This window comes from Nocardioides speluncae (assembly GCF_003121585.1).
GTDB lineage: Bacteria > Actinomycetota > Actinomycetes > Propionibacteriales > Nocardioidaceae > Nocardioides > Nocardioides speluncae.
This window is the reverse complement of record NZ_QEOO01000028.1, coordinates 47,691-71,900: the sequence shown is the minus strand read 5'-3', so window position 1 is coordinate 71,900 and position 24,210 is coordinate 47,691. Positions and strand designations below refer to the sequence as shown.

25 protein-coding genes are annotated in these 24,210 nt (G+C 70.0%); 18 read left to right on the top strand and 7 right to left on the bottom strand.

The annotated features are described in order from the left end of the window. Positions 1 to 166: 166 nt before the first annotated feature. From DDV73_RS15830 to DDV73_RS15815, 4 genes are read left to right on the top strand one after another with little or no spacing between them, the layout of a single operon-like run. Positions 167 to 1,012, top strand: coding sequence for a fumarylacetoacetate hydrolase family protein (locus DDV73_RS15830; protein WP_240617316.1), 846 nt, complete (start codon positions 167 to 169; stop codon positions 1,010 to 1,012). Further along, positions 1,009 to 1,773 carry an SDR family NAD(P)-dependent oxidoreductase gene (locus DDV73_RS15825; RefSeq protein ID WP_109508224.1) on the top strand — a complete coding sequence of 255 codons (765 nt, stop codon included), beginning with the start codon at positions 1,009 to 1,011 and terminating at the stop codon, positions 1,771 to 1,773. Before DDV73_RS15830 ends, DDV73_RS15825 begins: the two co-directional genes overlap by 4 nt. A 47-nt stretch (positions 1,774 to 1,820) precedes the next feature. Beyond that, on the top strand, positions 1,821 to 2,168 hold the full coding sequence (locus DDV73_RS15820; RefSeq protein WP_109508223.1) for an L-rhamnose mutarotase: 348 nt from the start codon (positions 1,821 to 1,823) through the stop codon (positions 2,166 to 2,168). A 2-nt stretch (positions 2,169 to 2,170) separates the two neighbouring features. Beyond that, a complete protein-coding gene (locus tag DDV73_RS15815; RefSeq protein WP_109508222.1) occupies positions 2,171 to 2,872 on the top strand; it encodes a FadR/GntR family transcriptional regulator in 702 nt (233 codons plus the stop codon). Positions 2,873 to 2,878: 6 nt separating this feature from the next. Here the strand turns inward: DDV73_RS15815 and DDV73_RS15810 are convergent, their stop codons facing one another. The 3 genes from DDV73_RS15810 to DDV73_RS15800 all read right to left on the bottom strand — a co-directional run bounded on the left by DDV73_RS15810 (position 2,879) and on the right by DDV73_RS15800 (position 7,120). Then, positions 2,879 to 3,496, bottom strand: a complete 618-nt coding sequence (locus DDV73_RS15810; protein WP_161962420.1) for a TetR/AcrR family transcriptional regulator — start codon at positions 3,494 to 3,496, stop codon at positions 2,879 to 2,881. A 391-nt stretch (positions 3,497 to 3,887) separates the two neighbouring features. After that, positions 3,888 to 5,015, bottom strand: a complete 1,128-nt coding sequence (locus DDV73_RS15805; RefSeq protein WP_240617315.1) for an HNH endonuclease signature motif containing protein — start codon at positions 5,013 to 5,015, stop codon at positions 3,888 to 3,890. A 335-nt stretch (positions 5,016 to 5,350) separates the two neighbouring features. Continuing rightward, positions 5,351 to 7,120 (bottom strand): acetyl/propionyl/methylcrotonyl-CoA carboxylase subunit alpha, encoded by a 1,770-nt coding sequence (locus DDV73_RS15800; RefSeq protein WP_109508219.1) that lies wholly within the window; start codon positions 7,118 to 7,120, stop codon positions 5,351 to 5,353. 130 nt (positions 7,121 to 7,250) lie between these two features. Between DDV73_RS15800 and DDV73_RS15795 the strand changes: the two genes are divergently transcribed. The 6 genes from DDV73_RS15795 (at position 7,251) to DDV73_RS15775 (ending at position 13,135) form a co-directional block, all read left to right on the top strand. After that, a complete protein-coding gene (locus tag DDV73_RS15795) occupies positions 7,251 to 8,237 on the top strand; it encodes a flavin-containing monooxygenase (protein ID WP_206050902.1) in 987 nt (328 codons plus the stop codon). Then, positions 8,129 to 8,629, top strand: coding sequence for an NAD(P)/FAD-dependent oxidoreductase (locus DDV73_RS29490; protein ID WP_276310119.1), 501 nt, complete (start codon positions 8,129 to 8,131; stop codon positions 8,627 to 8,629). The genes DDV73_RS15795 and DDV73_RS29490 overlap by 109 nt, the downstream gene beginning before the upstream one ends. Next, positions 8,626 to 9,444 carry an MOSC domain-containing protein gene (locus DDV73_RS15790; protein ID WP_109508218.1) on the top strand — a complete coding sequence of 273 codons (819 nt, stop codon included), beginning with the start codon at positions 8,626 to 8,628 and terminating at the stop codon, positions 9,442 to 9,444. The genes DDV73_RS29490 and DDV73_RS15790 overlap by 4 nt, the downstream gene beginning before the upstream one ends. 31 nt (positions 9,445 to 9,475) lie before the next feature. Then, positions 9,476 to 10,255, top strand: coding sequence for a S1 family serine peptidase (locus DDV73_RS15785; protein ID WP_109508217.1), 780 nt, complete (start codon positions 9,476 to 9,478; stop codon positions 10,253 to 10,255). Positions 10,256 to 10,336: 81 nt separating this feature from the next. Next, positions 10,337 to 11,971 (top strand): M14 family metallopeptidase, encoded by a 1,635-nt coding sequence (locus DDV73_RS15780; RefSeq protein ID WP_109508216.1) that lies wholly within the window; start codon positions 10,337 to 10,339, stop codon positions 11,969 to 11,971. 201 nt (positions 11,972 to 12,172) lie between these two features. After that, positions 12,173 to 13,135 (top strand): zinc metalloprotease, encoded by a 963-nt coding sequence (locus DDV73_RS15775; protein ID WP_109508215.1) that lies wholly within the window; start codon positions 12,173 to 12,175, stop codon positions 13,133 to 13,135. 15 nt (positions 13,136 to 13,150) lie between these two features. On the opposite strand, the gene DDV73_RS15770 is transcribed toward DDV73_RS15775, so the two are convergent. After that, complete coding sequence (locus tag DDV73_RS15770; RefSeq protein WP_109508266.1) at positions 13,151 to 13,522, bottom strand: MerR family transcriptional regulator; 372 nt, start codon at positions 13,520 to 13,522, stop codon at positions 13,151 to 13,153. Positions 13,523 to 13,631: 109 nt separating this feature from the next. Between DDV73_RS15770 and DDV73_RS15765 the strand changes: the two genes are divergently transcribed. The 8 genes from DDV73_RS15765 to DDV73_RS15730 all read left to right on the top strand — a co-directional run bounded on the left by DDV73_RS15765 (position 13,632) and on the right by DDV73_RS15730 (position 20,598). After that, positions 13,632 to 14,828: an acyl-CoA dehydrogenase family protein gene (locus DDV73_RS15765; protein WP_109508214.1), complete on the top strand. Its 1,197-nt coding sequence runs from the start codon at positions 13,632 to 13,634 to the stop codon at positions 14,826 to 14,828. Between the two features lie 28 nt (positions 14,829 to 14,856). Next, on the top strand, positions 14,857 to 15,585 hold the full coding sequence (locus DDV73_RS15760; RefSeq protein ID WP_109508213.1) for a glutamine amidotransferase: 729 nt from the start codon (positions 14,857 to 14,859) through the stop codon (positions 15,583 to 15,585). Between the two features lie 25 nt (positions 15,586 to 15,610). After that, entirely contained in the window at positions 15,611 to 17,230 is a 1,620-nt protein-coding gene (locus tag DDV73_RS15755; protein WP_109508212.1) for an AMP-binding protein, read from the top strand. Between the two features lie 73 nt (positions 17,231 to 17,303). Next, positions 17,304 to 17,804 (top strand): RNA polymerase sigma factor, encoded by a 501-nt coding sequence (locus DDV73_RS15750; protein ID WP_109508211.1) that lies wholly within the window; start codon positions 17,304 to 17,306, stop codon positions 17,802 to 17,804. Next, a complete protein-coding gene (locus tag DDV73_RS15745) occupies positions 17,797 to 19,029 on the top strand; it encodes a WD40/YVTN/BNR-like repeat-containing protein (RefSeq protein ID WP_109508210.1) in 1,233 nt (410 codons plus the stop codon). Before DDV73_RS15750 ends, DDV73_RS15745 begins: the two co-directional genes overlap by 8 nt. A gap of 61 nt (positions 19,030 to 19,090) precedes the next feature. Next, a complete protein-coding gene (locus DDV73_RS15740; protein WP_109508209.1) occupies positions 19,091 to 19,588 on the top strand; it encodes a GtrA family protein in 498 nt (165 codons plus the stop codon). An 8-nt stretch (positions 19,589 to 19,596) separates the two neighbouring features. Beyond that, entirely contained in the window at positions 19,597 to 20,178 is a 582-nt protein-coding gene (locus DDV73_RS15735; protein WP_109508208.1) for a dihydrofolate reductase family protein, read from the top strand. A 24-nt stretch (positions 20,179 to 20,202) separates the two neighbouring features. Continuing rightward, positions 20,203 to 20,598, top strand: coding sequence for a VOC family protein (locus DDV73_RS15730; RefSeq protein ID WP_109508265.1), 396 nt, complete (start codon positions 20,203 to 20,205; stop codon positions 20,596 to 20,598). A 9-nt stretch (positions 20,599 to 20,607) separates the two neighbouring features. Here the strand turns inward: DDV73_RS15730 and DDV73_RS15725 are convergent, their stop codons facing one another. From DDV73_RS15725 to DDV73_RS15715, 3 genes are all read right to left on the bottom strand, one after another. After that, positions 20,608 to 22,419: a vWA domain-containing protein gene (locus DDV73_RS15725; protein ID WP_109508207.1), complete on the bottom strand. Its 1,812-nt coding sequence runs from the start codon at positions 22,417 to 22,419 to the stop codon at positions 20,608 to 20,610. 10 nt (positions 22,420 to 22,429) lie between these two features. After that, positions 22,430 to 23,494 carry an ATP-binding protein gene (locus DDV73_RS15720; RefSeq protein ID WP_109508206.1) on the bottom strand — a complete coding sequence of 355 codons (1,065 nt, stop codon included), beginning with the start codon at positions 23,492 to 23,494 and terminating at the stop codon, positions 22,430 to 22,432. A 114-nt stretch (positions 23,495 to 23,608) separates the two neighbouring features. After that, on the bottom strand, positions 23,609 to 24,205 hold the full coding sequence (locus DDV73_RS15715) for a Maf family protein (RefSeq protein WP_109508205.1): 597 nt from the start codon (positions 24,203 to 24,205) through the stop codon (positions 23,609 to 23,611). Positions 24,206 to 24,210: the final 5 nt, after the last annotated feature.

Sequence of the window (24,210 nt, the reverse complement as noted above, 5' to 3'; positions counted from 1 at the left end):
GGCGGTGACTGCGGTCACAGGCTAGACATCCGATGTTTCCACTGTCAAGATGGCGGAACGCCGCAATCTCAGCCAGTTCTGGGCGGTGATTGACCCGATAATTTGACGAAAGGTAAGCACTGTGCAATTCGCCCGACTGGGCCCGATAGGTCAGGAGCGACCGGTCGTGATCGTGGAGCGAGAGGGCGCCGAAGCGGCCCTCGACCTGACTCCGCTCACCACCGACATCGACGGTGCGTTCCTGAGTGGCGACGGCGTGCAGCAGGTCCGCGACGCGATCGCAGCGGACCGGCTCGAAGCCGTCGCCGGCTGGGAGTGCCTGCGCGTTGGCGCACCGATCGCGCGGCCCAGCGCCGTGATCTGCATCGGCATGAACTACGCCGCGCACGCCGCCGAGTCCGGCGCCGAGCCGCCCGAGGTCCCGATCATCTTCCTGAAGACCCCGAACACCGTGGCCGGACCGTACGACGAGGTGACCATCCCGCCCGGCAGCACCAAGACCGACTGGGAGGTCGAGCTCGGGGTCGTGATCGGCCGCCGTGCGTCGTACCTCCAGAGCGCCGACGAGGCGCTGGACCATGTCGCCGGGTTCGTGCTGGCCAACGACCTCTCCGAGCGGGACTACCAGCTCGCGGTCTCCGGAGGCCAGTGGAGCAAGGGCAAGTGCGCGCCCGGCTTCAACCCGCTCGGCCCATGGCTGGTGACGCCCGACGAGGTCGACCACCAGAAGCTCGGGCTGCGCAGCTGGGTCAACGGCGAGCCGCGGCAGGACTCCGACACCGCCGACCAGATCTTCGACGTCGCGACGGTCGTGCACCACCTCAGCCAGTACCTCACCCTCGAGCCCGGTGACCTGATCCTCACCGGGACACCCGAGGGCGTCGCGCTCTCGGGCCGGTTCCCGTACCTCAGGCCCGGCGACGTCGTCGAGGTCGAGATCGACGGCCTCGGCCGGCAGCGCCAGGTGATGCTCGCCCACGAGCGGGACGCCCAGTCAGCGAGTGCTCAGTGAGCGGCGAGTACGACGGCCTGGTCGCCGTGGTCACCGGCGGCGGGTCCGGCATCGGCGCCGCAATCGTCGCCGAGCTCGCGGCGCGCGGTGCCCGGGTCGCCGCCTTCGATCTCGACCCCTCGGCCGCGCCCGACGGCGTACTCCTGGTGAAGGTGGACGTCGGCGACGACGCCTCGGTCCGGGCTGGAGTGGAGGCCGTGGTTGCGGAGTGGGGCCGGCTCGACGTACTCGTCAACAACGCCGGCATCGGCGCTCAGGGCGACATCGCGGCCAATGGCGACGACGAGTGGCGCCGGGTCCTCGACGTGAACGTGCTCGGCATCGTCCGGGTCACCCGAGCGGCGCTGCCGCACTTGCGGCAGTCGCCCGCGGCGGCGGTGGTCAACACGGGCTCCATCGCCGCGACCGCCGGACTGCCGCAGCGGGCGCTGTACTCCGCGAGCAAGGGCGCAGTGCTCGCGCTGACCAAGGCGATGGCCGCCGACCACCTGCGCGAGGGGATCCGGGTCAACTGCGTGAACCCCGGCACGGCGGACACGCCGTGGGTCGGCCGGCTGCTCGACTCCGCCGACGATCCGGCGGCCGAGCGAGCGGCCCTGGAGGCCCGCCAGCCACACGGCCGGCTGGTCTCGGCCGACGAGGTCGCGACCGCCGTCGCCTACCTCGCCAGCCCGCGCTCCGGCTCCACCACCGGCACCGCGATCGCCGTCGACGGCGGCATGAACGACCTGCGTCTGCGGCCGCCTGCCGCGTCTGGCTGACCCGCCGCGCAAGAATGCGTCCACCAAGATCGGAGAGGAAGCCGCTGATGCCCCAGATCGCGCTGCACACGGTGCTAAAGGCCGGCCGGGAGGGCGAGTACGACGCGGTGCATGAGGTGATCCCGCAGGATGTCGCCACCGCGCTCCGCGCACACGGCGTACACGACTGGCGGATCTGGCGCAGCGGCCGCGACGTCTTCCATCTCGTCGACGTGGATGACTACGCGCGGATGCGCGAGGGACTGCGGGGCCTGCCTGCCAACCTGGCCTGGCAGGAGACGGTGGCGCCGTTCTTCGAGCGCGCCGACGACTACAGCGGAGACGACGCCGGGCTGCCCTTCCTCTGGAGCCTGGTCGGCCAGCTGGACAGCAAGCAGAGCGAGACGGGGAAGTAGACATGTCAGTCACCGATGCCGCCATCGAGGCGATCAAGCAGATGATCCTGACCGGCGAGCTGGGGCCGGGGGACCGACTGCCGCGGGAGGCGGACCTCGCCGACCGGCTCGGCCTGTCCCGCAACTCGCTGCGGGAGGCGGTCAAGGCGCTGGCGGTGATCAACGTGCTCACGGTCCGCCAGGGCGACGGCACCTACGTCACCAGCCTGGACCCGTCGCTGCTGATGGACGCACTCGGCTTCGTCGTGGACTTCCACCGCGACGACACCATCCTGCAGATCCTGCAGGTACGCCGGATCCTGGAGCCGGCGGCCACCGCGATGGCCGCGCTGACCATGCCCGACGAGGAGCTCGCCGCGCTCGGTGCGCATCTCGAGACGCTGCCCGACCAGCCGAGCGTCACCGAGCTGGTTGCCAACGACCTGGAGTTCCACCGGCGGATAGCCGCGGGCAGTGGCAACCCGTTCCTCTGCACGCTGCTCGACTCGCTCTCCGGCCGGACCCAGCGGGCGCGCACCTGGCGCGGGCTCACCCAGACCGGCGCGCTCGAGCGGACCATGGCCGAGCACTGGGCGATCACCCGCGCGCTGGAGTCCCGCGACCCCGAAGCCGCTCGCTCGTGGTCGACGGTCCACGTCGCCGGCGTCGAGGACTGGCTGCGGCAGACCCTCACCGAGTCCGGCGCCGTCGCCGAGAAGGCTTAGCCCTGGTCAGCGCGCGGGGACACCGGCGCGAGCGAGGACCAGGTCGGCCAGGATCTGGAGGCTCCGCTCCTCGCGCTCGGGGTCGCTCAGCACCGCGCTCGCCGACGCCTCGCCGTCGAAGTAGTGGAAGCAGACCCGGAAGACGGCTCGCAGCTCTTCCTCGCTCGGGAACATCGCTCCGGCGAACTCGATGAGGGCCTGGGCGCTGCGCCGGCGGTAGTCGCGCAGCGCCGGCTGGATCTCGTGCTGCAGCTTCTCGTCGGTGCGGGCGGCGTGCACCAGCTCGTGCCACACCTGGTTGTTGTGCGACCGGGTCAGGTCCCGCAGCTCCCGTAGCGCGGGGAGCATCGTCTCGGGTGAGGCGACCACGCCTTCGAAGCGGTTCCGGAACGACTGGACCTGCTCCTCGGCCACCCGGGCTGCGGTCGCGGCGAGCACCGCCCGACGGGTCGGGAAATGCCGGAACAGCGCGCCCTGGCTCAGGCCGGCGCGGCTGCAGATCTCCTGCACCGTCGTGTGGGAGTAGCCGACCTCGAAGAGCGCCTCACCGGCAGCATCCAGGAGGCGACCGATGGTTTCTTCGCGCCGCTGTTGTTGCGTACGCCGAGGCCGGAGCGTTGGCATGGTGGCCATTGTTGCATCACGGCTCCGGGATGTTGCCGGAATGTCCGACTGCGTCGCCTGGCGCGTCGTACGGCTGTTTCCTCCCGTTTGAACCCGGATCGGATGAGAGAGCCCTCATCCAGCGCTCACGGACGCTCGACGGGGTCGGTGGTCAGCGGTGCCGCCACCTGGCTCGACCGCCAGCCCGCGCCGCGACCTCACCGCCGTCGCCTCGGCGCACCGGTTGCACGCGACGCACCGGTGGCCGCTGAGCTGACGCCCTGGCTGGGCCTCCTGGCTATCGGTGAGTACCGAGTTACGTGGTCACTGTCGGCGTTTGGTTGCGGTACAACTCAATCCAGACGTGTGCCTTGCGCGCCGCTGCGGTCGTCGTTCTATGGTTGCGGTTTGTTTACGTTCTGCGGTGGAATCGGATATCGCCGTTGGGCATTCTTTCCGTGGAATAACGTGTGTCGTGGGCTCGGTGGTGATGATGGCTGCAGAGCAGTATTCCGTCGGCGAGGTTGGTATTTCCGCTCTTCGACCATGGCTGCCAATGGTGGGCCTCACACCACTGCGCCCGGATCGTGCAGTTCTCGCCGCGGCAATTCTGGTCGCGGAGCCGCAGCGCTTTGCGCTGGGCGGGTGAGAAGTGGCGGCGGGTGCGGCCGAGGTCCAGGATCTCGGACTTCCCGCCGAGCACGACCGGGATGATCTGGGCGGTGCAGGCGAGTCGTCGGGCCTGGGCGGCGGTGATCTTGTCGTCAGTGCCGACCAACCCGGCGGCCGCGAGGTCGCGGGTCAGGGCGTCGTGGTTGATGGTGACCATGACGGTGGTGGCGTCGCCGCCGTGCGCTGGAAGCTTGGCCGGGTCGAGGTGTTCGAGAAGCGCGATGAACGCGTGCCCGCGGGCTCGGTGTTGTGGCGTCGGCGCGGCCTGTTGGCGGGGGCTGGTGAACGCGTCGAGGTAGGTCGCTAGTCGTGTCGCCGCGGCGTCGGGCAGGAGGCCGCTGAGTCGGGTGGTGCCATCTCCGCGCCTGGTCAGGGTGAAGCTCGCGGTCTCCCAGGCGCGTTCTTCCTCGCGCGCGAGCTGCTTTGCTTCCTCGGCTTCGCCGATCTCGGGCGCGATCACGTCCAGGATCCGCCGACCCAGCACCCGCAGCTGATCGGGCCGATACTCCTTGGCGGCTTCGACCAGATACTTCTCCGCCTGCACCAGCAGGGCCGGGTCGAGATCGCCGGGCAGTTCATCCAGCGCGCGAGCGATCACTCGGGCTTGGGCTAGGTTCACCACGCCGTCGGCGACCGCCGTGCCGAGGCGGGTCCATCGGGCATCGAGCGCCACCGCGAGGTGCAGCTCGGCCCGGCACGCAGTGGGGACCTCGCGAGACTCATGCGCCAACCATGCCGCCACGTCCCGAGCACCGGCATCGACGGCCGCGTCCTCGGCGGCGGCCATCACCTTCAGCCGCAGCGCGGTCAGCTGGACCTCCAGTCGAGACAGCGCGAGCAGGGCATCGGCCTTCGCGCTGGTCGGCATGAAAGCAGGATTGGTATCGACCACTTCACTCAATGCAGCCTCAATAGCGGCGGCACAGGCAAGCACCGGATGCGGCGCATTGACGAGCATTCTTCCGGCACCTCCCCCGAAGCGCAGCGATCAGCTGGATGTCTTCAATTATAGGCGTGTTCGAAAGGCGGTTCAAGGAAAATCGTCGGCCTGTGGATAACCGCAACCAAATGAACGTTGACCACCAACAGCCGTAAGCCGGGCGCCTACCGAAACCAAGTCACTGGACCACAGCAGACAGTGACCACGTAATTCGCTGACCGAGCCCCAAGCCCAAGCAGCCCTCAAACAAATGCCAAGAGTGGCTACTTGAGCTCGCAGAGTACGGCGCCGTTGGTGACCGTGGCGCCGACCTCGGCAGCCAGGCCGGTGACGGTGCCGGCCTTGTGGGCCTTCAGCGGCTGCTCCATCTTCATCGCCTCGAGTACGACGATGACATCGCCCTCCTCGACCTCTTGGCCTTCTTCGACCGCGACCTTGACGATGGTGCCCTGCATCGGCGAGGCGACGGCGTCGCCGCTGGCCGCGGCACCGGCCTTCTTTCCGGCGGCGCGCTTCGGCTTCTTCGCGGACGCCGCGCCGCCGCCGACGGCGATGCCGCCGAGCCCGCCGGGCAGCACGACCTCGAGCCGCTTGCCGCCGACCTCGACTGTGACCGTCTGTCGCTCCGCGGCCTCGGGGGCCTCGGCCGCGTCACCGTCGTACGGCGCGATCTGGTTGTCGAAGTCGGTCTCGATCCACGTCGTGTAGACGTCGAACTTCGAGCCGTCGCCGATGTACGCCGGGTCGTCGACGACCGCGCGGTGGAACGGGATCACGGTCGGCATGCCGTCGACCTTGAACTCGTCGAGCGCGCGGCGGGACCGCTCGAGGGCCTGGGTGCGGTCGCGGCCGGTGACGATCAGCTTGGCGACCAGCGAGTCGAACGAGCCGGGGACGGTCTCGCCGACCTCGTAGCCGCCGTCGACGCGGATGCCGGGCCCGGACGGCGGGTTCCACTGGGACAGGGTGCCGGGGGCGGGCATGAAGTTGCGGCCGCCGTCCTCGGCGTTGATCCGGAACTCGATGGAGTGGCTGCGGATCTCCGGGTCGTCGTACCCGAGCTCCTCACCGGCCGCGATCCGGAACATCTCGCGAACCAGGTCGATGCCGGTGACCTCCTCGGTGACCGGGTGCTCGACCTGGAGCCGGGTGTTGACCTCGAGGAAGGAGATGGTGCCGTCGCGGCCGACCAGGAACTCGCAGGTGCCGGCGCCGACGTACCCGGCCTCGCGCAGGATCGCCTTGGACGACTCGTACAGCCGGGTGATCTGGTCGTCGGTGAGGAACGGCGCGGGCGCCTCCTCGACCAGCTTCTGGTGCCGCCGCTGCAGCGAGCAGTCACGGGTGGAGACCACGACCACGTTGCCGTGCTGGTCGGCCAGACACTGGGTCTCGACGTGGCGCGGCCGGTCCAGGAACTTCTCGACCAGGCACTCGCCGCGGCCAAACGCGGTGACCGCCTCGCGCACCGCCGACTCGTACAGCTCGGGGATCTCCTCGAGGGTGCGGGCCACCTTCAGGCCGCGGCCGCCGCCACCGAAGACTGCCTTGATCGCGACCGGCAGCCCGTTGGCCTTCGCGAACTCCACGATCTCGTCGGCGTCCTGGACCGCGTCCTTGGTGCCGGGGGCCAGCGGGGCGTTGGCCTTCTGCGCGATGTGCTTGGCCTTCGCCTTGTCGCCGAGCGCCTCGATCGCCGCGGGGGAGGGGCCGACCCAGATCAGCCCGGCGTCGATCACCGCCTGCGCGAAGTCGGCGTTCTCGGCCAGGAAGCCGTAGCCCGGGTGCACGCTGTCGGCGCCGGTCTTCGCCGCGATGGCGAGGATCTTCTCGATCGACAGGTACGACTCCGCCGGCGTCGCGCCACCCAGCGAGTGCGCCTCGTCGGCGAGCCGGACGAACAGCGCGTCCCGGTCGGGGTCGGCGTACACCGCGACACTGCCGATGCCGGCATCCTTGCACGCACGGATCACCCGGACTGCGATCTCACCACGGTTGGCGATGAGCACTTTCTGCAACGGCTTGACGGGCATGACGCTCCCTTGCACCCTGGACGACTCTTCCGGAGTCTAGGGCCAGTACGCCGCCAGAATGCGTGGCCCCTGTCCGGCGAACCCCGGATGCGATCTTTCTCTCAGCCCGGGGGCTGGCACGATGTCGCGCATGTCGTACCTGGTGAAGGAGAAGCATCGGGCCCCCGCGCGTCGTACGCCGGTCGCCCCGGACCCCGCGCTGCCGCGCACCTGCGTGATCGGCGCCGGGTCCAGCGGGATCGCCGCCGCGAAGGCGCTCTACGAGGCCGCGATCCCGTTCGAGTGCTACGAGGCGGGCACGGTGGTCGGCGGCAACTGGGTCTACGACAACCCCAACGGCCGCTCCGCCTGCTACGACACGTTGGAGATCAACACCTCGTGCCCGCGGATGGCCTTCTCCGACTTCCCGATGCCGGCCGACTACCCGCCGTACGCCATGCATCACCAGGTGGCCGCCTACTTCGCGGCGTACGTCGAGCACTTCGGCTTCGGCGACCGGATCACGTTCTCGACCACCGTCGACCACGTCGCCCGCTCCGGCAACGGCTGGCTGGTGACGGTGACCGGGCCCGACGGGCAGCGCACCGAGGAGTTCGACGCCGTCATCGTCGCGAACGGCCACCATTGGGACGCCCGCTGGCCGGAGCCCGCCTACCCGGGGACCTTCGCCGGCGAGCAGATCCACGCCCACGACTACCGCACCGCCGACCAGCTCGCCGGTCGCGACGTGGTCGTGGTCGGCTCCGGCAACTCGGCGCTCGACATCTCCGTCGTCGCCGCCGAGCACGCCCGCACGGCGACGCTCTCCCAGCGGCGCGGTCAGTGGGTGCTGCGCAAGTTCCTCCTCGGGAAGCCGTCGGACCAGATCTCGCTGCCGGCCTGGCTGCCGTGGTGGGTCACCGCAGCGCGACTCCGGCTGGGCGCCTTCTCTCCGGCAACGTCGCCAAGCTGGGACTGCCGCAGCCGCCGCACCGGCCGGGCCAGTCGCACCCCGTGCAGTCCGAGGGCATCCGGGACGCGCTCAAGTCCGGCCGGGTCACGCCGAAGCCGGCAATCGAGCGGCTCGACGGCGATCGGGTGGTGTTCGTCGACGGCACCAGCGTGCCCGCCGACCTGATCGTGTGGGCGACCGGCTACCGGGTGTCGTTCCCGTTCCTCGACGACGACCTGCTGGCGGTCAAGGACAACGAGCTGCCGCTGTGGAAGCGGGCTATCCACCCGGATCTGCCCCGGCTGTTCTTCGTCGGCCTGATGCAGCCGGTCGGCGCGGTGATGCCGCTGGCCGAGGCGCAGAGCGTCTGGATCAGCGAGCTGCTGCGCGGTGACTACGCCCCGCCCAGCGACGCCGTGGTTCGCAAGCAGTCGGCGCGCGATCACGCGGCGTACCAGCGCCGCTTCTACGCCTCCGCCCGGCACACGATGGAGGTCGACTTCGACCATTTCCTGTGGGATCTGTCCCGGGAACGCCGCCGCGGCGCTGCGCGGGCCCGGCTAACGTCGCGGTTGTGAGGATCGAGGAGCTGTGGCGCTACCCCCTGAAGTCCGGTCGCGGTCTGGCCTGCTCGGAGCTTGAGCTCGAGCCGTGGGGAGCGGTCGGTGACCGCCGCTGGGCGGTGATCGGCGCGGAGGGCAAGAAGGTCACCGGGCGCGAGGCGCCCGAGCTGCTGCGGGTGGCGGCGGTGCCGATCGACGGTGGCGGCATCGAGCTGGAGTACGCCGGCCGCCGGCTCGCCGTACCCACGCCCGCCGCCGGGCCGCTGGTGGAGGTGAACTTCTCGCGGCTGCCCAAGGCGACCGACGCGGGTGACGACGCCGCGGCGTTCGTCACCGACGTCATCGGCCACGAAGCCCGCCTGGTCTGGCAGGCGGACCCGACCGCGCGCTCGGTCAACCCTGGCAACGGCGGACTCGACGGCGAGACGCTGAGCCTGGCCGATGCCGGGCCGCTGCTGCTCGCCTCGCGGGCCTCGCTCGCTCAGCTCCAGGAGTGGGTTGCCGAGACCTCCTCGCCGATCGAGCCTGTCGAGATCTCGATCCGGAGGTTCCGGCCGAACATCGTGATCGACGGCGACGAGCCGTTCGCCGAGGACGGCTGGTCGCGGGTGCGGATCGGCGAGGTCGACTTCCGGTTCCAGCAGATCTGCGACCGGTGCGTGTTCACCACGATCGACCCGGACACACTGGCCCGCGGCCCGGAGCCGATCCGGACCCTGGCCAGGCACCGCAAGTGGGACGGCAAGACCTGGTTCGGGATCCGGCTCGTCCCGCTGCTTGGCGACGGCGGCCCGGGCACGATCCGGGTCGGCGACCCGGTCCGGCCATAACGACGCGCACTCCCGCCTCGTTGGCCTGGACATGCGCAAACTTCTCCTTGCCGCCGCCATCCTGTCTCTCGTCGCCGCCCTCGGGCCGGCCCCGGCCTCCGGCATCGTCGGCGGCTACCAAGCCAAGAGCGGGCAGTTCCCATTCATGGCGTCGATCCAGACGAAGGGGAAGCCGGGCACCGAGGGGCACTTCTGCGGCGGCTCGGTGATCGCCAAGCGCTGGGTGCTGACGGCCGCGCACTGCATGGTCGACACCAAGCCGCGTGACATCCAGGTCGCCGTTGGCCGGACCAACATCGACCGCCGCACGACCGGCCAGACGCTGCTCGTCGACCGGATCGTCGTCCACCCGTCGTACGCCAGCACGGGCACGTACGACGCCGCGCTGATCCACGTGAAGGCCGACATCAAGTCGCCTCCGATCGGGCTTGTCCCGGCGACCAACAACTCCCTGGAGCGCGGCGGCGCCGCGTTGACCGTCGCCGGCTGGGGCACCGAGTTCTTCATGTCCCAGACCATCCCGGCGCACCTCAAGGCTGTGGACGTCAGGGCGGTCGCCGACCAGAGCTGCGTGACCAACGGGCTGGTCGGTTTCAAGCCGGGCTCGGAGATGTGTGCCGAGGCGCTGCTGGGCGACTCCTGCCAGGGTGACTCCGGTGGGCCGCTGTTCGGCAGGCTCGCCAACGGCCGCCGGGTCCAGGTCGGCATCGTGAGCTACGGCCTCGGCTGCGCCGTACCGCTCTTCCCCGGTGTGTACGCCGAGGTCAACAACCGCTCGATCCACGGCTTCATCACCCGCACCATCCGGTAAAGCCAGGTCGGAACTCTTCCGGTCCGGGACTCGTCGCGGTTAAGGTCCAGCCACTTTCAACCCCGAACCCCCGGAGGATCTGTGCCGAACGTCCGTGCCCGAGCCGGTCGGTGGGCAGTCGCCGCCGCGCTCGTCTCGCTTGCCGCCGCGACTGCCGTCGCCCCCAATGTCGGCGCCCAAGCCGACCCTGCTTCGGTCGCCAAGCCCGAGGCAGTGCAGATTCTCCGGGTCTCGACGCCGAGCCATGTCCACAAGGCAAGGCTGCAGGCGCTCGACCTCGACCTGACCGAGCACGGCACCCGCACGACCGTCGACCTCGTGTCCTACGGCCGGGCCGACCGGGCCAAGCTCCGTGATGCCGGCTTCAGCTGGCGGGTGGTGGTCGCCGACCTCGCCGAGGCGGAGCGGCTGCGCGTCGAGGCCGACAAGGAGTACGCACGGGCGGCGAGGCCGCCGGGTGCGGGACTGCCGAGTGGCCGTACGGCGTACCGGACGCTGGCCGACTACGGCACCGACCTGGCCAGCCTCGCCGCGACGTACCCGAGCCAGACGCGGCTGTTCAACCTCAACCACCCGAGCCTGGAGGGTCGGCAGGTCAAGGCCCTCGAGGTCTCGAACAACGTCGCTGCCAAGGACGGCAAGCCGACCTTCCTGGTGATGGGCGTGCACCATGCGCGCGAATGGCCGTCCGGCGAGCTCACCATCGAGTTCGCCTACGACCTGCTGAAGAACTCCGCGGACCCGCGGATCAAGAACATCCTCGACAAGTCGCGGGTGCTGTTCGTGCCGATCGTGAACCCGGACGGCTTCGATGTGAGCCGCACCCAGACCTACGAGATGAAGCGGAAGAACTGCCGGATCACCGACCTGGTGCTGCCCGGCGCCGGTGAGTGCCAGAACAGCTCCAACTTCTCTCTCGGTACCGACCCGAACCGCAACTACGGCGGCTTCTGGGGCGGCCCGGGCGCCTCGACCTCGAAGACCAGCGAGACCTACCGGGGCTCCGGGGCGTTCAGCGAGCCCGAGACCCAGAACATCCAGGAGCTCGTGTCGTCGCGCCAGGTGGTCACGCTGATCACCAACCACACCTACTCCAACCTGGTGCTGCGGCCGCCGGGCTACGCCGCGGCCGGGCTCACCCCCGACGAGGCGGTCTACAAGGCGCTCGGCGACGCGATGGCCGCCCCGATGGGCTACACCAGCCAGTACGGCTACCAGCTCTACGACACCACCGGCACTACCGAGGACTGGTCGTACTTCGCGACCGGCGGGCTCGGCTTCACCTTCGAGCACGGCGGCAACAGTTTCCACCCGACGTTCTCGAACGTGGTGTCGATGTACAAGGGCGGCAAGAAGGCCACCGGCGGGGCTCGCGAGGCCTTCCTGACCGCCGCCGAGAGCACCGTCAACGAGACCCGGCACGCGGTGATCTCAGGTACGGCGCCGGCCGGGGTCACCCTGCGTCTGAAGAAGACCTTCGCCACCGCTACCTGGAGCGGGGCGACCTTCCAGGACACGCTGGACTCGACCCTCGTCGTCCCCGCAGGTGGGTCCTACACCTGGCACGCCAACCCGTCGACCCGGCCCGAGGTCGAGCAGGACGGCGGCACCGAGGCATGGACGCTCACCTGTGAGTCGGCCACCGGCACCGTGCTGGAGACCAAGCAGGTCACCGTCGACCGTGGCCAGTCGGTGACTGCGAACCTCACCTGCTGAGGTTCGCGCCGTACGACAAGGACGGTCCCGGCCGCTAAGGCCGGGGCCGTCCTTTCTTGTGGTGCCTATATCACGGACGACAGGACGTCGGCAGCCAGAAAAAGAAAATCGCCGCCAACTATTGCGTTGAATCGTGATCTCATCGCAAGATCTGCCGCAATCCGCGTGACCCTGCGCGCGGCTTCATCACTGGAGGGTTCCATGGCTCTGCCCAAGCTCGGTCGCGCGTTGATCGCACCGACCGTCGCCTCAGTCGCTCTGGCCGGCTTCGTGCTTGCCCAGCCCGCTCTGGTCGCCACGACCGCTGCCCCGGCCGGCGCAGCCGAGGAGTGCGCCGACGGCGCGTTCTCCGCTGCTCGCGGCAAGCCGGGCTCGTCCGGCCAGGAGCGCAACGAGGTCAGCCAGGCCGCGGCGAAGCGGATGAACAAGGAGCTGCGCGACAAGGTCGCCGAGATCCGCGCCGACGGCGAGGGCGCGAGCCTCACCGCCGGGGCCTCGATCCCGGTGGTCTTCCACGTGGTCACCGGCCGCAAGGGTGTGGGCAACGTCAGCGACGCCACCATCGCCGAGCAGATCGACGTGCTCAACGCCGGATTCGCCGGCGTGGAGAACCCGGGCGTCGCCGCCAACACCGGCTTCACCTTCCACCTGCAGCAGACCAAGCGCTGGAACAACTCCCGCTGGTTCTCCCGGACCGACACCCCCAACGTGGAGTCCGAGATGAAGTCCCAGACCCGGGTCGGCGACGCGGGCACCCTCAACGTCTGGTCGGTCGACATCGGCGGGCTCGGCTTCGCGACCTTCCCGTCGTGGTACTCCAGCGACCCGGAGCTCGACGGCGTGGTCATCGACTACACCTCGGTCCCCGGCGGCAGCGCGACCAACTTCGACAAGGGCAAGACGCTGACCCACGAGGTCGGTCACTGGATGGGCCTGTGGCACACCTTCCAGGGCGGCTGCACGACCACCAACGACGAGGTCGCCGACACCCCGGCCCAGTCCAGCTCGACCTCGGGCTGCCCGGCCGGCCGGGACTCCTGCAACCTGCCCGGGCTCGACCCGATCCACAACTACATGGACTACTCCTACGACGACTGCTACAACCAGTTCACCCCCGGCCAGTCGACCCGGATGAACAACGCCTGGGCGGCCTACCGCGCCTAACGCGTATCCGACCGGCTACCTGAGCCGGTCCAGCTCCTCACGGCAGCGGGCCTCGACGGCGTCGAGGTCCGCTTCCGTGCGGGAGATGTCCTCGCGCATCCGCGCCAGCTCGGCACGGCGTACGCCGATCTGGTCGAGCAGGTAGCGCAGCTGCCCCTCCTCGCCGGGCCGGTCGTCGTACATGTTGACGATCCGGGCGATCTCGTCGAGGGGGAACCCGAGCCGACGCCCGCGCAGCACCAGCTCCAGCCGGATCCGGTCCCGGTTGTGGAAGACCCGTGTCTGGCCGCGGCGCTCCGGGGTCAGCAGGCCGAGCGCCTCGTAGTGCCGGATCGTGCGCAGCGTGACGTCGTACTCACGGGCCAGGTCGCGGATCGACCACTCCATCGACACACCTCCCTCGCCGTCCCCGACACGCTGACCTTGCCCTGACGCTACGTAAGCGAACTACCGTTGACGTGCACGTAAGCGTAGGTCACCAGAGACGAGGAAACCCATGTCGTTCGAGCTGAGCCGTGAGCACGAGGAGTTCCGGCGGAGCGTCCGCGACTTCGCGGAAGCCGAGATCGCGCCGCACGCCGCGCAGTGGGACAAGGACCACCACTTCCCGGTCGACGTGGTCCAGAAGATGGGCCAGCTCGGGCTGATGGGACTGACCTCGCCCGAGGAGTACGGCGGCCTCGGTGGAACAGCCGAGGACGGCGCCTTCACATCCCTATGTCTAGCGATCGAGGAGATCGGCCGGGTCGACCAGTCGATGGGGATCACGCTGGAGGCGGCGGTCGGCCTCGGCATCAACCCGATCCTGACCTACGGCACCGACGAGCAGAAGAAGACCTGGCTGCCGGATCTGGTGGCCGGCAAGACGCTGGCCGGGTTCGGGCTGACCGAGCCGGGCGCCGGCTCGGACGCCGGTGCCACCCGCACCAAGGCCGACCTGGTCGACGGCGAGTGGGTGGTCAACGGCAGCAAGCAGTTCATCACCAACTCCGGCGCCTCGAACACCTCGCTGGTCACCGTGACCGCCCGGACCGGAGTCAGCGACTCCGGCAAGGCCGAGATCTCCACGATCATCGTGCCGGCGGACACGCCCGGCTTCGTCGCGGAGCCGGCGTACGACAAGCTCGGCTGGCACGCCTCCGACACCCACCCGCTGACCTTCACCGACGCCCACGTCCCGGCCGGCAACCTGCTGGGGGAGCGGGGTCGCGGCTACGCGCAGTTCCTCGCCACTCTCGACGACGGCCGGGTCGCGATCGCGGCGCTAGCGGTCGGCTGCATCCAGGCATGCCTCGACCACTGCGTGACCTACGCCGGCGAGCGGCAGACCTTCGGCGTACCCATCGGCCGCAAGCAGGGCGTCGCGTTCCAGATCGCGGACCTCGAGGTGATGCTGCAGGCTTCCCGGCTGCTGACCTACAAGGCCGCGGCGATGAAGGACGCGATGGACGGCGCGGGCGGGCCGTCGGCCAAGGAGTTCAAGCAGGCCGCGTCGGTGGCCAAGCTCTACGCCACCGAGTCGGCGGTCACCGCCACCCGGATCGCGACCCAGGTCTTCGGCGGCTACGGCTTCATGGAGGAGTACCCGGTCGTCCGCCTCTACCGCGACGCCAAGGTTCTGGAGATCGGCGAGGGCACCTCGGAGGTGCAGCGGATGCTGATTGCCCGAGGACTGGGACTGCCCGTGGAGTGACCCAGGTCACATTGGGCATTATGTCCTTATGAAGCCGTTCTTGCTCCTCGCGACTCGGGCCGAGGATGAGGCCGCCGACAACGAGTACGACGCCATCTTGGCCTACGCCGGGCTCGACGAGTCCAGGCTGCGCCGGCACCGTCTCGAGCGCGATCCTCTGGGCCACGTCGACCTCGACCACTGGGCCGGGATCATCGTCGGCGGCGGGCCGTTCAACGTCAGCGACCCGGCGGAGTCCAAGGGCGCGGTCCAGGTCCGGGTCGAGGCCGAGACGCAGGCTCTGCTCGACGAGGTCGTCGCCCGCGACTTCCCGTTCTTCGGCGCCTGCTACGGCATCGGCGCGCTCGGCGTCCGTGACGGCGGCGCGGTCGACCGGACGTACGGCGAGCCGGTCGGCGCGGTGAAGATCGAGCTCACCGACGAGGGCCGGGCCGACCCGCTGTTCGGCGTACTCCCGGACTACTTCGACGCCTTCCTCGGCCACAAGGAGGGCATCTCGCGGATGCCGCGCAGCGCGGTCGTGCTGGCCTCGTCGGCAACCTGCCCGGTGCAGGCGCTGCGCTTCGGGAACAACGTCTACGCCACCCAGTTCCACCCGGAGCTGGACAGCGACGGCCTGTGCACGCGGGTCGACGTGTACCAGCACTACGGCTACTTCGACCCGTCGGAAGCCGAAGGCCTCAAGGCGATGGCGGCGGCCGCGACGGTGACCGAGCCGGAGCGGCTGCTGGAAGGCTTCGTCGGTCTGTTCGGCTGAGGCCGGGCGTCACTAGTCTCGGGGCATGGAGTCCTGCGCTCGCGGCGAGACCAGCCCGGACCTGCTCGAGGAGACCATCGGTGCCAGCTTCGAGCGCACGGTCGCGGCGTACGGCGACCGCGAGGCGCTGGTCGAGGTCGCCAGCGGCCGGCGCTGGACCTATGCCGAGCTGAACGCCGACGTCGACGCGCTGGCCCGCGGCCTGATGGCCGCCGGGATCGAGAAGGGCGACCGGGTCGGGATCTGGGCGCCGAACTGCGCGGAGTGGACGCTGACCCAGTTCGCGACTGCCAAGATCGGCGCGATCCTGGTCAACATCAACCCGGCGTACCGGACCCACGAGCTCGCCTACGCGCTGAACCAGTCGGGCGTCCGGCTGCTGGTCTCGGCGACTCAGTTCAAGACCAGTGACTACCGGTCCATGGTCGACGAGGTGGTCGGCGAGACTGCGGTGGAGCGCGTGGTCTTCCTCGGTACGCCGGACTGGTCCGCGCTGCTGGCGGCGGCGACGGGCGAGGAGGACCTGGCCGGGCGGATGGCCGAGCTCGCGCCGGGCGACCCCATCAACATCCAGTACACGAGCGGCACCACCGGCTTCCCCAAGGGCGCGACCCTGAGCCACCGCAACATCCTCAACAACGGCTACTTCACGACCGAGACTATCCGGTTCAGCCAGGAGGACCGGCTGGCGATCCCGGTGCCCTTCTACCACTGCTTCGGCATGGTGATGGGCAACCTCGGCTGCACCAGCCACGGTGCGACGATGGTGATCCCGGCGCCCGGCTTCGACCCGGAGATCACGCTGCGGACGATCCAGGACGAACGCTGCACCGGCGTGTACGGCGTACCCACGATGTTCATCGCGATGCAGAACGCGCCGGGCTTCGCCGACTACGACCTGTCCTCGCTGCGCACCGGCATCATGGCCGGCTCGCCGTGCCCGGTCGAGGTGATGAAGCGGTGCATCGACGACATGCACCTGAGTGAGGTCTCGATTGCGTACGGCATGACCGAGACGTCCCCGGTGTCGACCCAGACCCGCGCTGACGACGACCTGGACCGCCGGACCGCGACCATCGGCCGGGTGCACCCGCACGTCGAGGTGAAGATCGTCGATCCGACCACCGGCGCGACCGTCGAGCGTGGCGAGCCGGGGGAGTTCTGTACCCGCGGCTACTCGGTGATGGTCGGCTACTGGCCTCTTGACAACGAGGAGGGCTCAGCCAAGACCCGCGAGGCCATCGACGCGGACGGCTGGATGCACACCGGTGACCTGGCGGTGATGCGCGAGGACGGCTACTGCACGATCGTCGGCCGGATCAAGGACATGGTGATCCGCGGCGGCGAGAACATCTACCCGCGCGAGATCGAGGAGTTCCTTTACACCCATCCGGACGTTGAGGACGTCCAGGTCGTCGGCGTACCGGACCAGAAGTACGGCGAGGAGCTGTGCGCCTGGATCCGGATTCGCGAGGGCGCCGCGCCGCTGGATGCCGACGCGGTCCGGGCGTTCGCGACCGGCAAGCTCGCCCACTACAAGATCCCGCGCTACGTGCTCCTGGTCGATGAGTTCCCGATGACGGTCACCGGCAAGGTCCGCAAGGTCGAGATGCGCGAGGAGTCGGCCAGCCGGCTCGGCCTGTAGACGGCCGCAAGCGCACGCAACCTTTCGCCGTCGCCGTGAGTCGCATGAGTGACTGACCAGAAGGGGGACGGCGATGGACCGGTTGCAGGAGGTGTTCGACGCGTCGTACCGGCGCCTGGTCGGGCAGCTGTACGCCGTCTGCGGAAACCTGGGCGAGGCCGAGGACGTGGTCGCCGAGGCGTTCGTCCGGGCAGCGGACAAGAGGCGCGCGTTCGAGGCCGCCGACAACCCGGAGGCCTGGCTGCGCACGGTGGCGGTCAATGTCGCGCGCACCCGGTTCCGGCGCCGCGCGGCCGGCGAGCGGCTCGGGTTCCGCGCCGCCCGTCCTGAGGCGAGCCATCCACCGCTACCCGATGACCGGCTGGTGCTGGTCGCGGCGATGCAGCGGCTGCCGGCCGGGCAGCGGGAGGCGCTCGCGCTGCACTACCTGGCCGACCTGCCGATCAACGAGGTGGCAGCCGCCACCGGTGTCGCCGTCGGCACCGTCAAGGCGCGGCTGAGCCGCGGCCGGCAGGCGCTTGCCGCCCTGCTCGACTCCACCTCTCGGGCCATGAAGGAGGACCGCCATGCGTGACCTCGACGAGCTGCTCACCGGCGGCGTCGCCGATGCCGCCGCGGACGCGGTGGACAGCACACCTGACCTGGCTGCCCTGCGCCACCGCGGCGCTCGCCGCCGCCGGCTCCGGCGTACGGCGCTCGCCGGGCTGGCCGCCGCTGCGGTGGCCGTGGTGATCGGCCTTGCCCAGCTGCCCGGGCATGACCGCGCCGAACCTTCAGACCCCGGTCCCAGTCCGACCGACTTGCCCACGCCGAAGATGTCGGCCGACGAGATCATCGACCACCGACGCGCCGAGGTCGAGTTCGTCGTGGTGTCGCCCGACGACCCCGATATCAGGGCGGTCGGATGGTGGCTTGGTGACCGGCACGCGATTGCCGTGACAGACGACGGCTTCGAGTCCCGGCATACGGTGCGTGGTCGGCTCGGCTCCGCCAAGCCGCTCGGCAGGGTTGGCTTCCTGATCGAGCGATGGGCGAAGCCGCCGCAGCTGCTGGCAACCGATGGGACGCTCAGCGAGGTTGAGGTGGATCGGACTCCATGGCCGGCCGAGCCAGCCGAGGTTGTGGTCGGCATCCAAGGGTCTGGCGTGCCGTATGCCGGCTGGGTCGCCGTCGACCCGGTGACCCTAGCCGGCCACCGAGTGCCGGTGCCCGAGGATGTGCACGAGCTGCATCAGGCGGCCGATGGTCGCCTCCATGCGATTGTCAACCCCGGGTACGGCGCCAGTCCCGGCTACCTGTGGTCCGACGACGGCGGCCTGAACTGGCAGCGGCATCCGCTTCCCGACCAACTCGGCGACCTCTACTTCGTCGTACCGTCCGCCAGCGCCGCCACGCTCGCGTTCGGGGAGACCAGCGACTCCTATCGCTCACCCGTCATCGACGCACTTCATGTCAGCCGCGACGGCGGTGCGACCTGGCAGCGGATCGAGCCAGCCTCGAGTGAGGGCGCGGTGCCGCCGGCGGCAGAGGCGTACCAGGTTGCGGTCCTGCCGGACGGATCGTTCCTCACGCATTCCACGCCGTCCAACGGCGAGGATGCTGGGTTCTACCTGGGTGAGGACGGGAGAGCCTTCGTGCGCGTCGACTCCGGCCCGCCGTTCGATGACGCCGCGCATCGCCCGGACCTCGTCACCTTCGATGTGCGCAGCGACGGCGTCGCCATCTACGCCGGCGCCTCCAAGAGGCTCTACCGCAGCACCGACAACGGCGTGACCTGGGAAGAGGTACAAACCCGCTGATATGCCCGATGACCTGGGGGTTTCGGTGGGCTGAACGGGGCACCCGGCTAGCCTTAACGCCATGGGGAACCGCTGGCAGCGACTGGTGGCGGAGATTGCCCGCTTCCTGACGGTGGGCGGCATCGCCACCATGGTCGCGCTGATCCTGTTCAACTTCCTGGTCCACGGGTTCAACCCGGGCAGCCACGCGCTGCTCGACGACCACGTGATCTGGGCCTACGTGATCGCCAACACCGTCGGCATGGCGATCAGCTACCGGGGCAGTCGCTCGTTTGCGTTCCGGCACCGCTCGACCAGCCACCCGGACGGCGGCCGGACGGCGTACGTGCTGATCAACGTCGCCACGATGACGCTGCCGATCGCCTGCCTGTGGTTCAGCCGCAACGTGCTCGACCGGACCGACCCGTGGTCGGACAACGTCGCCGCCAACGTGGTCGGCCTCGGCCTCGGCATGGCCGCCCGCTTTTATCTGTTCCGCACCTTCATCTTCAGTACGCCGATCCACCCACGCCACCCGCGCCGCCCGCGTCCCCACAACCGGGTGCCCGCCGACCACTGAGGAGCCGCATGCCCGCGACGTACACCTTCGACGTGTTCTCCACCGTCGACGGCTTCGGCTCCTACAACGAGGACGGCGACTGGGGCGGCTACTGGAGCAAGCAGGGTCCCGAGTTCCTCGACGGCCGCCTGACGGCGTACGGCGAGGAGCAGCGGCTGGTGCTCGGGGCCAACACCTTCCGGCAGTTCGTGCAGCTGATGGGCCCCAGCACAGGGGCGATCAAGGACCTCGACCCGGTGAACACCCTGATGCGGAACATGCCGACCACGGTGGTGTCCACGACCCTCGAAGGCCCGCTCGACTGGCCGGACGCGACCCTGGTCAGCGGCGACGCCGTCGAGGTCGTCGCCCGGCTCAAGGACGAGTCCGACGTACCGTTGCGCTCCCACGGCAGCCTGTCGATGAACCGGGCGCTGATGGCGGCCGGCCTGGTTGACCGCGTCCAGCTGACGGTGTTCCCGGTGGTCAGCGGCCGGACCGGGGCATTCCCGGTCTTCGGCGGCGCGGCCGACTTCGACCTGGAGCTGCTCGAGAGCCGGGTGCTCGACGGGCACACTCAGGAGCTCACGTACCGCCCCACCCTCCACTGATCAACCGCCAGGACAGGGATGCCGATGACCGAGATCAGCGAGCTGCGGGTCACCCTGACCGTCCAGGACTTCGACCGGGCCGTTGCGTTCTACCGCGACACGATGGGCCTGGACCAGGTCGCCGACTGGAGCAGCGACGACGGCCGGGTGATCCTGCTCGAGGCCGGCCGCGCCACCCTCGAGCTGTTCGACGAGGCGCAGGCGGCCAACATCGATGACGTGGAGGCCGGGGGCCAGGTCTCCGGCCAGGTGCGCCTCTGCTTCCAGGTACCCGACAGCGACGCCCTCGCCGACCAGCTCGCCGATGCCGGCGGCACCCGAGTGGCACCCGCCGTCGACACCCCGTGGGGCGACCGCAACGCCCGTGTCCAGGACCCCGACGGCCTGCAGCTGACGCTTTTCACCCCAGGCGAGCTCTAGTCACGCCGGTCACCGGAACTCGAAGACCGGGCCCCGTGGCGTGAACGGCAGCCGCGCACCGCGCGGAACCAGGTAGGCGTGCTCGCGGCGGACTGCCAGCACATCGCAGGCTCCGTCGGTGATGATCAGGATCGGAGCGGTGTCCGGGAAATCGTCAGCGGTCTGCAGGAGGTTGACGCCCGGCTGGAGCACGGTCCCGCCGCGGCCCTTCACCTGGACCCGCCCGGCGATCTCCGCCACCGGAATGTAGCCGGCGTCGTAGGCCGCGGCGTCACAGAACACAACCCTCGCCGCTGCCACGTCGCGAGCCAGTGCGTACGACGCGATCGCGCCGAGGGCCTTGCCGAGGAGCTTGGTGGGCATCGACGCGGAGGTGTCGAGTACGACGCCGAACGTGCAGCTCGGAACCGGCTCATCGGGCAGGTAGCGACCGGCCCGCGGAATGTCGGGCGTGGAGGCCTGCCGCCGCGGCGGCCGTGCGAACGTCCGGATCGGCTCGCGCGCAGGGACCCACTCGTCGAACCAGCGCGCCAGCTGGGCGTCCCACGGAAGCGCAGGGTGCTCGAGCGCGCGGATTTCCTGGACCAGGCCGCTCGGCAGCAGCCCTCGCTCCTCGCTCTGGTGGTAGCTCAGCCCGGTCAGGAGGGCCCGCCGGTAGAAGTCGTCCAACTCGACCCCGCGCCCGGTCTCGCCGGGCCGCGGCAGCGGGTCGCCCAGCACGTCCGGGCGGCCCTTGCCGCGCATCGTGGACAGGCGGCGCAGCCGGCGTAGGTCCCCAGCGATCCGGTCGTAGACCTCCTCGGCGGACAGGCCGGCCAGGCGCGCGTCGTACAGGCTCCCGTAGGGCATCGCACCGACGCGCATCTCGATCAGCCACTGGTTGATCACGTAGTCGCACGCGACGTTGTAGAGGTAGGGATCGCGCATGCCGCAGCGGTCGGCATGCCGCAGCGCGGCGTGCAGCATCTCGTGGGCGAGGACGAAGCGCCACTCGTCCTCGGTGAGGCTCACCAGCGGGTTGATGTAGATCTCCCCCGCGCTGGCGTTGACGGCGGCGACGGAGATGTCCCACTGCTGAGCGAGCGCACGGTCAGCGACGATGGTCATCCCGGACGCGACCGCGCCGAGGAGCGGGTAGTGCGACACGAACCAGCCGAGCGCCCGCTCCCACTGAGGCTTGCGGCGCCGGGACCCGTCCGCGTTCCAGCGCGAGCTCCCGCCCGCCTCTTCTATCGCCTCGGCCACGGCGTCGGTGAGCCCCGCCGCGAACTGCGCCTGCCAGTCGACCGGGTCTGGCCATCCGTACCCGGCAGCCAGGAGTACGTCGACCGCGGAGCCGCCCGAACCGCAGTCCTGGAACTGCGCCGGGACGCCGTGCTCGGCCCACTGCACGGCGAGCCCGTCCTCGTCGCCGTCCGGCAGGACGGCCGGCAGCGGGAGCGGTGGTTGGCCAAGGTTCAGCCCGGCGAGGAAGCGGTTCGCGACCACGCACTGCGCGGCGGCCCGGGCGACGCCCGCCTGCGGCCGGGCGGCTGCGCCCTTGGCGTCGGGGGCGTGCCCCATACCCAGGTGGAGCAGCGCGTGCGCAACGGCCCAGGCCCACTCGCCAGGGCTGCCGTGGCGGCGGGGGTGCAGGTAGACCGTGCCGGCCGAGGAGACCACGGCCCACCCGTCCGCGGGGACGTGATCGTGGTGCTCGTCCAGCACCGACCGCCACGACAGATACCGAAACGCGACGTGCTGGTTGACCGCGTCCAGCCCGGCCTGACGCGCCTCGGCGGCCGGGTCGGGCCGACGCGCCTTGCCGCCACTACGGCTCACGGGCTCGGCCTCACTTCCGGGCGGCAACCAGGCGGGGCATGTCGCGCGCCGCCTCGACCAGGAACCAGCTCGGCAGCGTGCCTTGGTCGCCGTTCTCGTCCTCGGCAAGCACCAGTTGGGCGACCTCCAGGGAGATCTCCGCGAGCTGGACCAGCAGCGCCTTGGCCCGGAACCCGAGTTCCTGTGACGCCTGCGAGCCATGGTTCTTGTCCGCGGGCAGCCCTTTGATCAGGCGCGCGCGGAAGGACTCGGCGAGGTAGTAGAGGAGGTCGCGGTCCTCAGGCTCGCGCGGCCAGCTCGCGCTGCCCTTCAGAATCTCCTCGACGCCGTACTCGTGCCGCACGATCTTGGCCCAGCCGCAGAACCCCGACGCGTGCGCCGGAGTGAGCGTGCCGTGGGCCAGCACCCGCAGCATCTCGTCCTCCAGCACCGGACCCCACGAGTGCAGGGCGTCGGACAGCATGTGCCACGACCGTGGCGTCGAGAACGCCTCCTCGACCTTCGGGGCGGCACTCCAGAGGTGGTCCGGACGCTCGGTCAGATAGTTCACGACCCACTGGTGAATGCCCGCGTTGACCGCCCAGGCCAGCCAGTCGGCCACGTCGGCGCGCAGGTGCACGTGCACCAGCCGGTTGGCCAGCGCCGAGGCCATCGGGCGAGCCAAGGCGTTGTCGGTGGCACGGTTGCCCGCCCCGATCACCACGCTGCCCTCGGGCAGCTCGTAGCCGCCGATGCGGCGGTCGAGGATCAGCGAGTAGAACGCCTTCTGGACGTCCGGCGAGGCCGAGTTGAGCTCGTCGAGGAACAGGCAGTACGGCTGGTCACGGGCGATCGACTCGGGCGGGCAGAACCGCGACCGGCCCTCGTGGATCTGCGGTACGCCGATCAGGTCCTCCGGTGCCAGCTGAGTGCCGATTAGGGTGACGCAGTCCAGGCCAAGGGACTCGGCGAACGCGCGGACCATGCTCGACTTGCCGATGCCGGGCGCGCCCCACACGAAGATCGGTCGCACGGTCGCCACGTTCAGCAGCAGCTCGGGCAGCTGCGCTGGCGTGACGGTGATGGCCGACTCCATGGGACTTCCTTTCGCGGCGCGCGCGGGCATCCTTCCCGCGACAGACTTCGGTTACGCCGCGAACAAGTGTCGGCCCTCGACGCGTTCGATGAGACCTGGTTTTCGGGCGGGCCGCTACGCCCAGAGCTCGGTCCAGGTGTGGCCGAGCTCGAGGAGCAGGTCGCGGAACAACGGCAGGCTGAGGCCGACGACATTGTGGTAGTCGCCCTCGATGCCGGTGACAAAGGCGCCGCCGAGGCCGTCGACGGTGAAGGCACCGGCGACGTGGAGCGGCTCGCCGGTGGCGACGTACGCCGCGATCTCCTCGTCGGTGATGTCGGCGAAGTGGACCACGGTGCTCGCGGTCGCGGCGGCGATCTTGCCGGTCGCGGTGTCGTGGAGGGAGTGGCCGGAGTGCAGGGTGCCGGTGCGGCCGCGCATCGCCTGCCAGCGGCGTACCGCCTCGTCGGCGTCGGCCGGCTTGCCGAGCGCCTCGCCGTCCAGCTCCAGCACCGAGTCGCAGCCGACCACCAGGGCGTCCTCGGGGAGATCGGAACGAGCCGCCACGGCCGCGCACTTCAGCTCGGCCAGCTGGAGCGCCAGCTCGGCCGGCGGCAGCCCATCGACCTGTGACTCGTCGACGCCGCTCACGATCACGGTCGGCTCGATGCCGGCGCTGCGCAGGGTCGAGAGGCGGGCGGGGGAGGCGGAGGCGAGAACGAGCGTGGTCACCCGGG

What these genes read in the sequence shown, in the direction of transcription:
- DDV73_RS15820 (WP_109508223.1), top strand. Translation starts at nt 1,821, where the DNA reads ATGCCCCAGATCGCGCTGCACACGGTGCTAAAGGCCGGCCGGGAGGGC.
- DDV73_RS15815 (WP_109508222.1), top strand. Translation starts at nt 2,171, where the DNA reads ATGTCAGTCACCGATGCCGCCATCGAGGCGATCAAGCAGATGATCCTG.
- DDV73_RS15810 (WP_161962420.1), bottom strand. Translation starts at nt 3,496, where the DNA reads ATGCCAACGCTCCGGCCTCGGCGTACGCAACAACAGCGGCGCGAAGAA.
- DDV73_RS15805 (WP_240617315.1), bottom strand. Translation starts at nt 5,015, where the DNA reads ATGCCGACCAGCGCGAAGGCCGATGCCCTGCTCGCGCTGTCTCGACTG.
- DDV73_RS15800 (WP_109508219.1), bottom strand. Translation starts at nt 7,120, where the DNA reads ATGCCCGTCAAGCCGTTGCAGAAAGTGCTCATCGCCAACCGTGGTGAG.
- DDV73_RS15795 (WP_206050902.1), top strand. Translation starts at nt 7,251, where the DNA reads ATGTCGTACCTGGTGAAGGAGAAGCATCGGGCCCCCGCGCGTCGTACG.
- DDV73_RS15785 (WP_109508217.1), top strand. Translation starts at nt 9,476, where the DNA reads ATGCGCAAACTTCTCCTTGCCGCCGCCATCCTGTCTCTCGTCGCCGCC.
- DDV73_RS15775 (WP_109508215.1), top strand. Translation starts at nt 12,173, where the DNA reads ATGGCTCTGCCCAAGCTCGGTCGCGCGTTGATCGCACCGACCGTCGCC.
- DDV73_RS15770 (WP_109508266.1), bottom strand. Translation starts at nt 13,522, where the DNA reads ATGGAGTGGTCGATCCGCGACCTGGCCCGTGAGTACGACGTCACGCTG.
- DDV73_RS15765 (WP_109508214.1), top strand. Translation starts at nt 13,632, where the DNA reads ATGTCGTTCGAGCTGAGCCGTGAGCACGAGGAGTTCCGGCGGAGCGTC.
- DDV73_RS15760 (WP_109508213.1), top strand. Translation starts at nt 14,857, where the DNA reads ATGAAGCCGTTCTTGCTCCTCGCGACTCGGGCCGAGGATGAGGCCGCC.
- DDV73_RS15755 (WP_109508212.1), top strand. Translation starts at nt 15,611, where the DNA reads ATGGAGTCCTGCGCTCGCGGCGAGACCAGCCCGGACCTGCTCGAGGAG.
- DDV73_RS15750 (WP_109508211.1), top strand. Translation starts at nt 17,304, where the DNA reads ATGGACCGGTTGCAGGAGGTGTTCGACGCGTCGTACCGGCGCCTGGTC.
- DDV73_RS15745 (WP_109508210.1), top strand. Translation starts at nt 17,797, where the DNA reads ATGCGTGACCTCGACGAGCTGCTCACCGGCGGCGTCGCCGATGCCGCC.
- DDV73_RS15740 (WP_109508209.1), top strand. Translation starts at nt 19,091, where the DNA reads ATGGGGAACCGCTGGCAGCGACTGGTGGCGGAGATTGCCCGCTTCCTG.
- DDV73_RS15735 (WP_109508208.1), top strand. Translation starts at nt 19,597, where the DNA reads ATGCCCGCGACGTACACCTTCGACGTGTTCTCCACCGTCGACGGCTTC.
- DDV73_RS15730 (WP_109508265.1), top strand. Translation starts at nt 20,203, where the DNA reads ATGACCGAGATCAGCGAGCTGCGGGTCACCCTGACCGTCCAGGACTTC.
- DDV73_RS15720 (WP_109508206.1), bottom strand. Translation starts at nt 23,494, where the DNA reads ATGGAGTCGGCCATCACCGTCACGCCAGCGCAGCTGCCCGAGCTGCTG.